General features: G+C 69.5%; 11 protein-coding genes. 7 read left to right on the forward strand and 4 right to left on the reverse strand.

Annotated elements, in window-relative coordinates:
• Nucleotides 1-45: 45 nt before the first annotated feature.
• Complete coding sequence (locus AB2U09_RS12795) at nucleotides 46-1,122, forward strand: hypothetical protein (RefSeq protein WP_459193111.1); 1,077 nt, start codon at nucleotides 46-48, stop codon at nucleotides 1,120-1,122.
• A 42-nt stretch (nucleotides 1,123-1,164) separates the two neighbouring features.
• On the opposite strand, the gene AB2U09_RS12800 is transcribed toward AB2U09_RS12795, so the two are convergent.
• A complete protein-coding gene (locus AB2U09_RS12800; protein WP_459193112.1) occupies nucleotides 1,165-2,238 on the reverse strand; it encodes a TrmB family transcriptional regulator in 1,074 nt (357 codons plus the stop codon).
• Between the two features lie 241 nt (nucleotides 2,239-2,479).
• Between AB2U09_RS12800 and AB2U09_RS12805 the strand changes: the two genes are divergently transcribed.
• On the forward strand, nucleotides 2,480-3,370 hold the full coding sequence (locus tag AB2U09_RS12805) for a DUF4870 domain-containing protein (protein ID WP_459193113.1): 891 nt from the start codon (nucleotides 2,480-2,482) through the stop codon (nucleotides 3,368-3,370).
• A gap of 51 nt (nucleotides 3,371-3,421) precedes the next feature.
• Here AB2U09_RS12805 and AB2U09_RS12810 read toward each other — a convergent pair whose 3' ends face one another.
• Nucleotides 3,422-3,931, reverse strand: coding sequence for a DUF367 family protein (locus tag AB2U09_RS12810; protein ID WP_459193114.1), 510 nt, complete (start codon nucleotides 3,929-3,931; stop codon nucleotides 3,422-3,424).
• A 232-nt stretch (nucleotides 3,932-4,163) separates the two neighbouring features.
• On the opposite strand from AB2U09_RS12810, the gene AB2U09_RS12815 reads away from it, so the two are divergent.
• The 3 genes from AB2U09_RS12815 (at nucleotide 4,164) to AB2U09_RS12825 (ending at nucleotide 6,289) form a co-directional block, all read left to right on the forward strand.
• Nucleotides 4,164-5,642: a peroxiredoxin gene (locus AB2U09_RS12815; RefSeq protein ID WP_459193115.1), complete on the forward strand. Its 1,479-nt coding sequence runs from the start codon at nucleotides 4,164-4,166 to the stop codon at nucleotides 5,640-5,642.
• A 64-nt stretch (nucleotides 5,643-5,706) separates the two neighbouring features.
• Nucleotides 5,707-6,045, forward strand: a complete 339-nt coding sequence (locus tag AB2U09_RS12820; protein WP_459193116.1) for a nuclear transport factor 2 family protein — start codon at nucleotides 5,707-5,709, stop codon at nucleotides 6,043-6,045.
• 91 nt (nucleotides 6,046-6,136) lie between these two features.
• The gene (locus AB2U09_RS12825; RefSeq protein ID WP_459193117.1) at nucleotides 6,137-6,289 is read left to right on the forward strand and encodes a DUF7557 family protein; all 153 of its coding nucleotides are present in this window, start codon (nucleotides 6,137-6,139) and stop codon (nucleotides 6,287-6,289) included.
• An 86-nt stretch (nucleotides 6,290-6,375) separates the two neighbouring features.
• Here AB2U09_RS12825 and serS read toward each other — a convergent pair whose 3' ends face one another.
• Nucleotides 6,376-7,758, reverse strand: a complete 1,383-nt coding sequence (serS, locus tag AB2U09_RS12830; RefSeq protein ID WP_459193118.1) for a serine--tRNA ligase — start codon at nucleotides 7,756-7,758, stop codon at nucleotides 6,376-6,378.
• A 530-nt stretch (nucleotides 7,759-8,288) separates the two neighbouring features.
• Between serS and AB2U09_RS12835 the strand changes: the two genes are divergently transcribed.
• Entirely contained in the window at nucleotides 8,289-9,143 is an 855-nt protein-coding gene (locus tag AB2U09_RS12835) for an alpha/beta fold hydrolase (protein WP_459193119.1), read from the forward strand.
• A 71-nt stretch (nucleotides 9,144-9,214) separates the two neighbouring features.
• On the forward strand, nucleotides 9,215-10,132 hold the full coding sequence (locus AB2U09_RS12840) for an MBL fold metallo-hydrolase (protein ID WP_459193120.1): 918 nt from the start codon (nucleotides 9,215-9,217) through the stop codon (nucleotides 10,130-10,132).
• Nucleotides 10,133-10,145: 13 nt separating this feature from the next.
• On the opposite strand, the gene AB2U09_RS12845 is transcribed toward AB2U09_RS12840, so the two are convergent.
• The gene (locus AB2U09_RS12845; protein ID WP_459193121.1) at nucleotides 10,146-14,375 is read right to left on the reverse strand and encodes a PAS domain S-box protein; all 4,230 of its coding nucleotides are present in this window, start codon (nucleotides 14,373-14,375) and stop codon (nucleotides 10,146-10,148) included.
• Nucleotides 14,376-14,398 lie beyond the last annotated feature (23 nt).

Consider the following 14,398-nt stretch of genomic DNA (forward strand, 5'->3'; position numbering starts at 1 on the left):
GGGGAGTACCCCCGTTATAACTCGCTCGCGTTCGACTTGGGCGACATGAGCGAACTCTACGACCGCGTCGCCGACCTGCCGCTGACCGTCGAGGGCGTCGACTTCGACCGCCACGAGATGGACACCTCCGCCGGGTTCACACGCGTGACGACCGTCGTCGAACTCCGCGGCGACGGCGAGCGCGGCCGCGGCGAGGACGTGACCTACGACACCGAGGACCACGACCGACTACGGGACGCAGCAGCCGACGGCGCGCTCGACTGGGACCTGCCCGGCGAGTACACGTTCGACGAGTTCTCCGCGGCGCTGGACGACGTCGAACTGTTCCCCCAAGCCCCGGAGCGCGAGGCCTCGCGCCACTACCGGCGGTGGGCCGTCGAGAGCGCGGCGCTCGACCTCGCGCTGCGGCAGGCCGACGAGACGTTCGCAGCGGCGCTCGACCGCGAGTACGACCCCGTTCGGTTCGTCGTCTCGACGCGACTGGACACGGGAGGCGAGCCGTCGACCGACCGGATCCACGGGTGGCTCGACGTCGACCCGACGATGGAGTTCAAACTCGACCCGACGGCCGCGTGGACCCGCGACCTGATGGGCGACCTCGCGGCGACCGACAGCGTGCGCATCCTCGACCTCAAGAGCTATTACGAGGGAACCGAGGTGGACACCGACGCCGACCCCGAGCGTTACCGACAGGTGCTGGAGGCGTTCCCCGACGCCGTCGTCGAGGACGCGAAGTTCACCGACGAGACGCGGCCGGTCCTGTCGGGTCACGAGGACCGGCTCTCGTGGGACTACCCGATCACGGACGTCGAGAGCGTCGAAGCGCTGCCGATCGAACCGTCGTGGCTGAACGTCAAGCCCTCGCGGTTCGGGACGGTCGCGGATCTCCTCGACACGATCGAGTACTGCCTCGACCGCGACGTTTCGCTGTACGGCGGCGGGCAGTACGAACTCGGCGTCGGGCGCGAGCACCTCCACGCCGTCGCGTCGGCGTTCTATCCCGACGGGCCGAACGACATCGCGCCGAGCGCCTACCACGCACCGGATCCCCACCCCGACGTGCCCGCGAGCCCGCTGGAACCGCCAGCCGAACCCGCGGGACTGCGGTGGGATCGCGAGTGAGTCCTCTCGACCAGTGATGGGGTCCGTAGCGCCGTCGGCCGGTCACTCGCTGAACCCGTCGACGCGGACGATCTCGGCCTCGATGTCTTCCCAGACGGCGCCCCAGCCGCCGACTTCGACCTCATCGTCGTCGGTGGCGACGACGATGCTGACCGTCCCGCCGAGTTCGTCGTAGGTCGGTTCGGTCACCGGCTCCTCGCGGCCGCCGAACCGGATGTCGACGAGTTCGCCGCGGATTTCGACGGGATCGTTGGTGTCGGTGTCCCGGCCCTGTACGGTGATCGTGAGCGTCACGCCCTCCTCGCGGAGCACCGCGGCGTCGCGGATGAACTCCTCGATGCTGACGTAGACGGCCTCGTCCTCGTCGCCGAGGTGGACCCGCTCGGCGGGGACCCAGTCGCAGGTGAGAAACGTCCAGTGGAAGTGGAAGGTCATCAGGTCGTCGCCGACCTGGACGCCGTACTCCTCGTCGCCGTGGATGTTCGGCGAGAGGAAGCCCTGCCGGCGGTCGACGGCCGTGTGAAACGAGGCGGGCTTGCCCAGCCGCCTGATCTCGGTGATCGGGCTGTCCGAGAGGTCCAGATCCTCGAACTCGACGTCGGTGTCGTCCGTCGGGCCGCCGATCAGGGCGTGGACGACGACGCCGCGCTCGGCCGCCGTCTCCAGCGCCGGGCGCAGGTCGGTGAACTGCTCTGCCGAGCCGCCGAACTCGACGGAGACCGACGCCTCCTCGATGGCGGCGCGGGCGTTCTCGATCACCGTCCGCTGGCGCTTGACGACGCTGACCCGGTGTTCCTCGGGGTCCGGCCGCTCCCAGCGGTCCTCGATCTCGTCGGCGGCGTCGGCCAGCAGCTCCCCGGTCGAGCGGAGCTCGTCGAGCACCTGCCCCGGTTCGTCCGCCCGCGCGTGCAGGCGGTCGCGTTCGACGGTCTCGACGAACCCGCGGTCCTCCAGCGTCCGCACCACGTCGTAGACCTGCGAGGTCGGCACGCCGGCCCGCTCGGCGACGTCGACGACCGGGGCGGTGCCCTGGTCGAGCAACCCCAGATAGACGGCCGCCTGGTACTCCGTCAGGCCGGCGCGTTCCAGCGCCTCGCGGAGTCGATCCGTCTCCATGCCCACTGGTGCTGCCCGGCCGAGTAAAGCGTTACCGTGCCGGACGAATCGACCGCAGGCCAGCGGCCCCCAATATCGGGGTAGAGCCGCGGTCACTCGCGCGAACCGTCCGGTACCAGAATGGTACGCGCTAGTGGAAAGTATTACAAAGGGTGCCTTTCACTCTTGCTGACATGGTTGGGAAAGTCCGAACCAGGGAGATTGGGCACGAACGGGACGTGAACGCCGGGGTGGAAGTGCGATGAGCGACGGACGCTCCGACGACGGCGCGGATTCGACCGGCGACGACCAGCCCGGGGAGACGGGCGACGAATCGACGGTCGAGGAGCGAACGGTCGACGAACGGACCGTCGACGGAACCTCCGAGAGCGGCCAGTCCACGGGCGGCCAGTCCACTGGCGGTCAATCGACTGGTGGCCAGTCTACCGAAAGTCGGTCGGCTGGCGGTCAATCCGGGGGTGGCCAGTCGGCCGGCGGTCAACTGGCCGGCGAACAGCAGTCTTCCTCCGGACAGGCGAACGGTCGAAGTTCGGGCCAGACCGCTGGAGAGACGGGTGGACAGACCTCCGGGCAGACTGGCAGTCCGCGCTCTGGACAGACGGGCGGGCAGAGCGATGAACAGACGGGCGGGCAGAGCGCCGGGGAGACTACCGGCCAGAGTCCGGGACAGACCGCGGGACAGAGTCCCGGGCAGCGGTCCGGACAGGCCAGCGGGCGCGGCGGAACCACGGGGACCAGCAGGCAACCGAGCGATTCGATGACCGGGCCGGCCGCGGGCGGGACCGACCTCGAACCGAACGTGGCGGCGGCGATCGCGTACGCGTTCGCGCCGCTGACCGGCGTCCTCATGCTGCTGCTCGAGGGCGACGAGGACGACTTCGTCCGGTTCCACGCCATCCAGAGCATCGGGTTCGGCGCGGCCGCCATCGGCGCCTACGTCGCCGTGGGCATCGTCATCGGTGTTCTCACCGCGATACCGGTGGTCGGAGACATCTTCGCGTTGCTGGCGCTCCCGATAAACTTCGTCATCGGGTTGCTGGCGTTCGTCGGCTGGGCACTGCTGATCATCAAGGCCTACCAGGGCGAGCGCTACGGCCTACCGGTGCTGGGACCGATCGCCGCGTCGAACTGACCCGTTCCCGAACCCGGGAACGACGCGTTCTCGCCGTAATTTATCGCCGCATCACTCGTCGGCCAGATAGTCGTCCTGCACGGCGAGCACGTCCGCCGAGTCCGCGCAGTCGGCGTAGCGGGCGAGCGGTTCCTCGTTGAGTTCGAGGAAGGTGTGTCCCCACGAGAAGCGGTCGAGGATCTCCTCGGCCTGTTCGCGCTCGCCGAGGATGCACAGGGCACCGGCGAACGCCTCGACGGTGTTCAACTGGAAGGCGGTGCCGTAGTTGACGGGGTTGCCGGCGACGAGGAACGGCAGCGAACGGTGGACCCCTTCCAGGTCGAACGCCTCGCGCTCGGCGGTCTCCCACGAGCAATCGAGGGCGATCAGGCGGTCGCGGCGCGCGCCGGTCCCCTCGCGGTCGGCGGGCGAGAGCGCCTGGTCCGCGAAGGGGTTGAGGACGATGCCCGGCGGGGTCGACCGCGTCGAGCGGTGTAACTCGGCGTGATCGAACTTCGCGAGCCGACGCGCCGAGCACTTCTCGGGGTCGTCGTCGCCCTCGTACCGGACGTGTAACTCCACGGGGCCCGGTACTCGCCGCGGTAGTAAAAGCCGCTCGAAGGTCGCTCAGAGGACGCCTGCCGGCTGCTCGCCGCCTGCTGGCCGCTCGATACGCGTTCGGATGGCGCTCGCGAGCGCCCGTCGGAGGCCGTCCTACCAGTCAGATACCGCACGGTACCGGGGAGCACACGGTAGATACAGCGCGTGAAAACGCTCAGAGCATCTTTATAGGATAGCTCGAATGTTTGGGACAATGCTCTCGGAGGGGGAGAAAGCGCCTGCGGTCAGTCTACCGGCGTACGTCGACGGCGAGCGGCAACGGATCGATCTCGGTGAGTACCTCGGGGAGGGGATCGTGGTTCTGGCGTTCTACCCGGCCGATTTCAACCCGGCCTGCACGATGCAGGCGTCGGACCTCGGCGACCTCGATCTCTTCACGATGCAGAAGGACGTGTCGGTGTTCGGCGTCTCGCCGGACAGCACCTACAGCCACGAGGAGTTCGCCGAGCGCTACAGCCTGCACGTCCCGCTGTTGAGCGACCGCGACGGCGACGCCGCCCAGGCCTACGACGTGGCGATGGAGACCGACCTCGGCGAGCGACTCGTCGAGCGGGCGGTCTTCGTGATCGACCACCGGGGGACCGTCCAGTACGCGTGGGCGACCGACGACCTGGAGGGCGAGATCGACGTGGCGCCGGTCAAACGGGCGGTCGGCGACATCGGCGGCGACGACACCGCCGTCGAGCGCTACCGGGTCGGCCACGACCACTACGTCGAGGGTCGCGGGGCGTTCACGGAAGCGATGGCCGACTACGAGGACCGCGAGTGGATGGACGCCCGGAGCGGGTTCGAGGCGGCCGAGCCGGAGTTCACGGCTGCGGCGGATCACTTCGACACGGCGGTCCGCTTCGCCGAGACCGACGACTTCGAGGCGGTGGTCGACCGGACCGAGGAGAAGGCGGACACGCTCGCCCACGCCGCGAGCTGGCTGGCCGACTCCGCCGACGCGTTCGCCAGCGGCCGCGGCAAGCAGGGCTCGCAGTACCGCGAGGACGCTGAACGCCTCCTCGACGCCGCGTCGGATCTCTCGGAACCGCCCGACACCGGAGCGTTCGAACTCACCGACGACGGCGTCGAACTCGGCGATTCGGTGGTCGTCCATCCGGAAGACGACGACGGCTACGACTGGCAGGCCGACGACGCCGACCCGGTCGACACTGATCTCGGGCTGAACGACGCCGCGCTCGACGACGCTGTCGCCGACAGCGGGTACACCGACGCGAGCGAGCAGCCCGATACCGTCGAAGGCGACCTCGAGATGGACGTCGACGCCGTCGACACCGGTGAGGACGGGGACGAATCCGACGGATCCGGTGTCGAGGGCGACACCGTGGAAGGCGACCTGGAGATGGACCTGGACGCCGTCGAAGAAGCCGACGCCGACGAGTCGGCGGCGGACGGAGGTGGGTCGGGCGCCGACGGAGGCGGGCCGGACAGCGGCGAGGCGTCCGCCTCTACCGATGCAGCCGGCGTCGCCGATCGAGGGACCGCTCCGACCCACGAGGCCGGACCCGACGCCGAGGAGAACGCGCACGGTGGATCGGACGGCGGAGAGGCCGACGCCGAGTCGGACGACGAAGCCATCGAGGAACTGGATCTGGTGGACCCGACGGAAGGCGACGACGAGGAATCGGCCGACGAACGGGCGGACTGGGACATCCCCGGTCGCTAGTTGCGGCCGGACTCGCCGGCAGGCCGACCACCGCGTTCTTGTCGCAACCCGACGAAGCCAGCGTATGACCGACGGTGCCGTCGAGCGGGCGCGAGCGTACTACCGCGCGCTCGACGCCCACGACTACGAAGCGCTCGCCGATCTGCTCGCTCCCGAGTTCGTCCACGAACGCCCCGACCGGACCCTCGACGGACGCGAGCGCTTCGTGGCGTTCATGCGCGACGAGCGACCGCAGACGGACACCGAACACCGCGTCGACACCGTCTACACCGGCGGCGGGTCGGTCGCCGTCGACGGACGACTGCTCGACGCCCGGGGCGACTGCATCGTCGACTTCGTCGACGTGTTCGCGTTCGACGACGGTCGGATCGCGCGACTCCGGACGTTCGCCGCGAACGACTGAGTCGTCGTCAGCCCGTCCGAGCCGGTACTGCGAACCTATCACTTCCCCGTCGCGTGATCACCTTTTCCGCGCGGAACCCGAACGTGAAGCGATGGCGACGATCGAATGCTCCGAAGACCTAATCGAGCGCATCGACAGTCACCGCGAGGAGGACGTGAGCCGCGAGGAGTTCCTCGACGAGGTGCTCGGCCACTACGAGACCGAGGGGCGGTTTCTCCGCGAGGGATACTCGGGCGAGCCCTGAGTCGGCGAGCCGGCCCTGTACTCACCCCTTTTCGCCGGCGCCGAGCGCTGGGTGTCGGCGGCGAGCGCGGCGCGCTCTCGTGCGCGTCACTCCTTTTCGCCGGCACCGACGGCGCTCTCGCCGACGGGTTCGTGACCCTCGATGACTTCCTGGCCGCCCATGTACGGGCGGAGCGGTTCGGGGACGGTGACCGTCCCGTCGTCGTTCTGGTAGTACTCCATGATGGCGACCATCACGCGCGGGACGGCGACGCCGCTGCCGTTGAGCGTGTGGAGGTACTCCGCGCCCTCGTGGCGCTCGGGCCGATAGCGCAGTCCCGCTCGCCGGGCCTGGAAGTCCTCGAAGTTCGAGACGCTGGAGACTTCGAGCCAGCGGCCGCCCACGTCGGGACCGTCTTCCATGTCGTCGCCGGGTGCCCACACCTCGATGTCGTACTTCTTGGCCTGCGTGAAGCCCATGTCGCCGGTGCACATGTCGAGTACGCGGTAGGGGAGCCCGAGCCGCTGGAGTACTTCCTCGGCCTCCGAGAGCAGGCCTTCGAGGCGGTCGTAGCTCTCCTCGGGGCGGACGAAGTTGACGAGTTCGACCTTGTTGAACTGGTGGACGCGGACGTAGCCGCGGGTCTCCGTCCCGTGTTCGCCGGCCTCGCGGCGGAAGTTCGGCGAGAACGCCTGGTGTTTGACGGGGAGGTCGTCGTCCAGCAGGATCTCGTCGCGGTACATGTTCGTCACCGGAACTTCCGCGGTGGGTAGCAGCCACAGGTCGTCGTCGTCGTACTCGTCGTCCTGTCGCGCGCCGACGCGGTAGGCGTCCTCGGCGAACTTCGGGAGCTGGCCCGTCCCGCGCATCGACGCGGAGTTGACCGGGATCGGCGGTGCGACCTCGACGTACTCTTGCTCCTCGTGGACGTCGAGGAAAAACTGGATCAGCGCCCGCTCCAGCTTCGCGCCGTCGCCCTTGACGAACTGGAAGCCGCCGCCGGAGACCTTCGCCCCGCGCTCGAAGTCGAGGATGTCCAGTTCCTCGCCGAGGTCGTAGTGGGGGACCACCTCGTCGGGGTCGACCCGCAGGTCCTCGAAGCCCTCGCGGTAGCGCTCGACGTTGTCGCTCTCGTCTTCTCCCGTCGGCACCGACTCGTGGGGGACGTTGGGGAGTTCGAGCAGGCGCTCTTCGAGTTCCGCTTCCAGCTCGTCAGCGCGGTCCTCGACTTCCTGCAGCTCGTCTTTGAGTTCCTGCGAGCGCTCGATGGCCTCCTGGGCCTCCTCGTCTTTGCCGTCCTGTTTGAGGTCGCCGATGGTCGAGGAGACCTCGTTGCGCTCGTGTCGGAGCCCGTCGCCGCGGGCCTTGAGTTCGCGCCACTCCTCGTCGATCTCGAGGATCTCGTCGACGTCGACGCCCGTGACGCCCTTGCGCTCGACGGCGTCGCGGACCGTCTCGGGGTTCTCCCGGACGAACTGCCTGCTTAACATGGTCGCCGCTTCTCGACGGCCGACCGTAGGCGTGTCGGTCCGATGTGAGTGTGTGTCGGGTGGTATCGCCGGTGTCCCTGTGACCTGTGTGAGTGCCACCGCAACCGCTACTCGAACCGCGACCACTACTCGAACTGGAACCGCGAACAGCGTGAAAGCCCCCGCTGGCTCCGGTCGAGGGCCGCGCTGCGCGCTTCGCTCCCTGTGGTCGCTCCAGTGCTTGCGTCGTCCGTCTTCCCGGAGCCAGCGGCCCCTTTCATTCCCGCCCACACAGACTGACCGATCAGCCGACACGGGTGGGAATGAAAGGGGCGCCCGTCTCGACGAACCCGGACGACGCAAGCACCGCAGGCCGAAGGCCGAGGAGCGCAGCGAGGCCCGGGAGTCGAGGCGGGCGGGGCTTTCACGCTGTTTGCGGTGGATGCAGTCTCGGCCGGAGCGCTCATCTTGCCTCCACACTGGACTACGACAACAACCCACACAGATCGGAGCGACACGCGTTAGTGTCCAGCGTCCAACAACGCATACACATGGACGAGCCGTCGACGATCGAACTCTCGGACGGTCGCGCCCTCTCGTACGCGGAGTACGGCGATCCCGGGGGAACGCCCGTCTGCTGCTTCCACGGCGTCATCGGGTCGCGACTGATGTGGTCGCTGTGTGACGAGGAAGCCGCAGAGCGGGGAATCCGCGTCATCGCGCCCGACCGGCCGGGGTTCGGCGGGTCGGACTTCCAGACTGGTCGCTGCCTGCTCGACTGGCCGCCGGACGTGTGCGCGCTGGCCGACCACCTCGACGTCGGTCGCTTCGGCGTCGTCGGGTTCTCCGGGGGCGGGCCGCACGCGATGGCCTGCGCCCACGCCGTCCCCGAGCGGATCCGTGGCGTCTCGCTCGTGAGCACGGTCACGCCGCCGTCGACGCGGGGGAGCGCGGACCCGTTCAACGAGGCCGTGCTGTCGGCGACGCGGTTCGTGCCCGGGTTCTCGCAGGCAGCGTTCGCCTCCTCGGCGTGGCTGGCCGCGAACGCGTGGCCGCAGTTCAAGACGGCGCTACAGGCCGGATCGCCACCGGAGGACCGGGCAGTCTTCGACGGACCGGCCGGCGAGACGCTGTTCGACGACGGCGCGGAAGCGTTCAGGAACGGGTCGCGCGGCCCCGCCCACGACCTGCCGCTGGTCGGCAACGACTGGGGGTTCGACCCCGGCGAATGTACGCTGCCGGTGGACCTGTGGCACGGCCGGGCGGACCGGACCGTCGGGGTCGACCTCGCGCGGGCGTTCGGCGACCTGCTGCCCGAGGCCGACCTCTATCTCTCCGACGACGCCCACTACTCGACGTACGTCAACAACCGGGGCGCCATCGTCGAGGCGGCCGCCGCGGGCTGAGCCGTCCGTGACGAGCACAGCGCCGCTGCGGTGACGGGAACAGTTTAGTCCGCGCCGTCCGGGGATCGGGTATGGCAATCGGCGACGTGTTCGAGGCGACGGTCGGCGACTGCGCAGACCTCTCGTACGTCGACACCGGGATGTACGACGTGGCCGAGTACGGCGCGGTGTACGTCCTCGACGCCGAGCGACCCGCCCTGATCGACACCGGCATCGGCACCCACTACGAGCGCGTACTCGACGCCGTCGACGCGGCCGGACTCGCCCCCGAGGACGTCGAGGTGATCGCGGTGACGCACGTCCACCTCGACCACGCGGGCGGCGCCGGCTTCCTCGTCGAGGCGTGCCCGAACGCCGAGGTGTACGTCCACGAGATCGGCGCGCCTCACCTCGCCGACCCCGAACGGCTCTGGGAGGGGACGAAACGCGCCGTCGGCGACCAGATCGACGCCTACACCGAACCCGAACCCGTCCCCGAATCGCGGATCACGGAGATCGCAGACGGCGACAGCATCGATCTGGGCGACCACGCGCTGGACGTCCACCACGCGCCCGGTCACGCGCCGCATCAGGTCGTCTTCCACGATCCGACGATGGATGCGGCGTTCGTCGCCGACGCCGCGGGCATCTACTCGCCGACGCGGGAGGAACTGTTCCCCACGAGCCCGCCGCCGAACTTCGACCCCGAGCAGTGCCAGGCCGACGTGGAGCTGCTCCAGTCGCTCGATCCCGCGGTACTCTGTTACCCGCACTTCGGCCCCGCGGAGACGGGAGAGAAACTCGCCCGCTACGCCGACGTGCTCGCCTCGTGGGTCGACGCCGTCACGGAGCGACGGGCGGAACTGGACGGCGACGACGCGGTGGTCAAGTACTTCGTCGCCGAGGCGGACGACGAACGGGAACTCTGGGGTGCGGAGAAAGCGGACGCCGAAGTGGCGATGAACGTCCGCGGCGTGCTGACGGCGCTCGACCGGGCGGAAAGCGAGTAGCTATCGGGGCCGCTCACCCGGTCGCTGACTCGAACAGGGCGCCGAATACCTTGCCCTCGGCCTTGCGGAGGTGCTGGTGGAAGGTGGGCGGCGAGACCTGCAGCGAGTCGGCCACCTCCTCGCCGGAGGCGTCGCGCGGCCACTCGAAGAAGCCGGCGTGGTAAGCCGCTTCGAGCGTCGTCCGCTGGCGCTCGGTGAGTTCCGAGAGGAGCGCGCTCGTCGACCGCGACTCGGCGTCCCCCCTGGTGACCTGCTGGCGGCGCAGCATCGTCGCCGACGGGTACGACTCCTGAACGGTGTCGATGACCTGCCGGACGTCCGCGCTCGGCGAGAGGTGGATGGTCATGCGGTAGTCGCCGTCCTCGACGACGGCGTGTTCGACCGACCCGCCGAGGGACGCGAGCGACGACAGCACCGGCGGCTCGTCCATCCTGAGTTCGAACCGGGTGTCGCCCTCGTCGTCCGAAAAGGAGACCTCCGCCCAGTGGGGGAGCCGCTCGGCCAGCGCCTCGAGCGTCGGGACGGCGTCGGCCGTCGCGTCGCCGTAGACGAGGAACTCGTCGTCGCCGAGCGTGACGACGTGCTCGAAGGTGAATCGACCCGCGGGGTCGGTCCCCACGTCCAGCGCCGCGAAGAGGTTCTGGATGCCGAACTCCAGTTCGACCACCTCGTCGCTCAGCAGGGCCTGCTTGCGCTCGGTCGCGGCGATGGCGTGGCCGATGACCTCCCCGAGCTGGCCCAGCACTTCCCGCTCCTGAGCCTCGAAGGCGTCCGGGCGCGCCGCGTAGACGTTCAACACGCCGTAGGTCGTCCCCTCGTAGACGATCGGGATCGCCGCCGAGGAGGCGACGCCGTACTCGGTCGCCACTTCCTGCCACGGCTCGTAGCCCGCGTCGGTCTCGATCCGCTGGACCGACTGGACCTCCCCGGTGCGGAGGGCGCGGCCGGTCGGGCCTCCACTCCGGTCGTCGTCCCGGTCGATGGAGATCGTCACCTCGTCGAGGTACCCCTCCGCTCCCGCCTCCGTCCGGACGGCGACGGTCTGGGAGGACGCCTCGACGTCGCCGATCCAGGCGAACTCGTAGGAGTCGGTCGCCGCGAGCTGCTCGCAGACGGTCCGCTCGATCTCCGTCCGCGTCGACTGGTCGAGGACCGCGTCGGTGATCTCGCGGACGGCCTCGTTGAGGCTGTTGAGCGCCGCGAGCTGCTCGCGCTGGCGGACCAGCGTGTCCTCGTAGCCGTGGCGATCGATGGCCGTCGCGAGGATGGTCGCCACCGACTGGACGAAGTTGACGTCCTGCTCCGAGAACTCCGTCACGTCGGTGTCATGGGTAGCGAGGACCCCCCACGGGTCCCCGGGCGGTCCGATGACGACGCTGATCCCGCTACGGACGCCGTGGTCGACGAGCAGGTCCGACCCGTCGAACCGGCCTTCGGTCGGCAGGTCCCGGACGACGACGGGATCGCCCGACCGCAGCGTGTAGGCGGCCTGGGAGTCGTCGTCGACCGCGGAGACGGTCGCCTCGCGGACGAGGTCCTCGTCCCAGCCGACGCCCTGCCGGAGCAGCAGGTCGCCCGTCCCGGCGTCCAGGTCGAGCACCTCGCAGTAGTCGGTGGCGAGCGTGGTCGCCACCCGCTGGGCGGCTTCGGCCATCAGCGCGTCGAGGTCGCGGTCTTCGATGGCGCGCTGGCCGAGGTCTGTCACGACCTGCTGCTGGCGGATCCGCCGCTGGAGTTCCCGCTCGCGCTCGATGCGCTCGGAGACGTCACGGACGACGCCGCAGCGACCGTAGCCGTCGCCGTAGGGGAGCGGTTCGTAGCGCGTCTCGACGGGGACGCGGCTGCCGTCCTTCCGGACGAGGTCGAACTCGATCGTCGCCGCTTCACGATCGCCCGCGGCGACCTCCTGGGCCCGCTCCTCGACGATCGGGGTGTACTCCTCGTCGTAGAGTACGTCCGCCTCCGCGCCGAGCAGTTCCTCGCGGTCGTAGCCGACCATCTCGCAGAAGGCGTCGTTGACGAGGACGTACCGGCTGTCGTCGTCGAGCGCGTAGATACCGTCGTCGACCGTCTCGACGATGGCCTCGTACTGCTCGAGTTCGCGCTCGCGGGCCTTGCGCTCGGTCACGTCGCGCACCACGCCGACCCGTTCGTGGCCGCGGTCGGTCTCCATCAGCGAGAAGGTGGACTCGCCGATCCAGGTGTCGCCCGTGGGCGTCGTGATCGTCGTCTCCAGCGTCGCCGTCGCGCGTTCGCCGGCGGCGATCTCGCGTTCGAGTCGGTCGATCTCCGCGAGCGTCTCCTCGTCGTCGACGACCGCCGAGACGTGGGCGCCGAGCAGCTCCTCCCGCGAGCGCCCGACCATCGACGCGTAGGTCCGGTTGACCTCGGTGAAGTAGCCGTCCTCGTCGACCACGTAGATGCCGTCGTCGACGGTCTCGACGATGGTCTCGTAGCGTTCGAGGCCGCGCTCGCGTGCCTTGCGCTCGGTCACGTCCCTGAAGTAGATCGACAGGCCGCTCTCGGATGGGTACGCCGCCACGTCGAACCACGTCTCCAGCGGCGGGAAGTACGCCTCGAAGGAGACCGAGTCGTTGGTCTCGCGGGCCCGTTCGAACTCCCGCTGGAACGGCGAGTCGACGGCTGCGGGGAACTCGTCCCAGACGTTGCGCCCGACGAGCGACCGCTGGCCGCGGTCGAGCAGGTCCGCCGCCTGGTCGTTGACGTACGTGAACCGCCAGCTGTCGTCGAGCGCCATGAACCCGTCGTCGACGCGGTCGAGGACCTCGTTCAGCTCGTGTTCGAGGTCGTCGCGAGTGCGTTCGAGCAGGCGGGCCTGCTCTTTGAGTTGGGTGATGTCCTCGGCGGAGACGACGACGCGCTCGACGTCGCCGTCGGCGTCGGTCAGCGGGACGACGTTGACCGAGAACCACCGCTCGTCGCCGCCGGGCAGGTCGAACTGGCCCACCCAGTCCTCGACGGGTTCGCCGGTCCGGAGGACTCGCTCGTAGGGACGCTCCCCCGGGGGGACGGGCTCGCCGCGCTCGTCGAAGACCCTGTTCTCGGGGAAGGGGTCCCCGTCCAGTCCGTCGGCCGCGCTCAGGTACTGCCTGGCGCGTTCGTTCATCCGGAGCAGGTCGCCACGCGAGTCGAGGACGGCGACGCCCTCGGGGATGGCGTCGAGCGTCCGCTCGAGCAGGTCCCGCTCGCGTTCGAGTTCGCGCTCGAACTCGCGGCGCTCGGTCATGTCGCGGGTGACCTTCGCGAACCCGACGAGTTCGCCGTCGTCGTCTCGGATCGCGGTTACCGTGACCTTCGCCCAGAACCGGCTCCCGTCGGCGCGGACCCGCCACCCCCTGTCCTCGGCCGATCCCGTCTCGGCGGCGGCCCGGAGGTTCGCCTCCGGGACGCCCGCCTCCCTGTCGGACTCCGTGTAAAACGTCGAGACGTGTTCGCCGACGATCGCCTCGGTCTCGTAGCCCTTCAGGCGCCTGGCGCCCGCGTTCCACGTCTGGACGCGGCCGTCGGGGTCGAGGCGGAAGATGGCGTACTCCTCGACGGTGTCGACCAGCGACTCGAACTGGTCGCGCTGGGCGAGGTAGGCCTGCTCCGTCCGCTTGCGATCGGTCACGTCGAAGTAGAGTTCGACCCGTCCGCCCGCGTAGGCGCCCGACTCGATTGGCTTGCTCCGGTGTTCCAGCCAGCGCTCGGCGCGCCCGTCGCCGGCCGTGACGCGGCACTCGAAGCGCTGCTCGCCGACTTCGTCTTCGTACGTCGCCAGCACTCGCTCGGCGAACCGCGACGAGTCGTCGACCGACGGCGCGATCAGTTGCTCGACGACGTTCCGCTTGTCGCGGCCGAGCAACCGCTCGCGCTCGATGCCGAAGTACCGCTCGGTCGCGTCGTTGACCCAGACGATATCGTAGTTCTCGTCGAGGACGAACACGCCCACCTCCGCGCGGCCGAGCACGTCAGAGACGAGCGACTGGGCGGCGTCCGGCCGGCCGGGGTCCCCCGGTCGCTCCGTCCCGTCGGCCGGAGCGCGCCACCACACGCGCGCGCTGGCCCCCACCTTCTTCGTCCGCAGTCGGTCCCGGTCGACCAGCCTGTCGAGCCTGTCGTAGGTGCTCCGTCGGCCGAGGTCGAGCGCGTCGGCCACCTCGCTCGTCGTCCTCGGCTCCGCGTCCCGGCCGAACACCGCCAGCGTCTCCCTGAGGGTGTCGGTCAACCCGTCCGTTGCCATTGTGCCACCCCTCGGCCGGCGGC

Source organism: Halosimplex yunnanense (assembly GCF_054504345.1).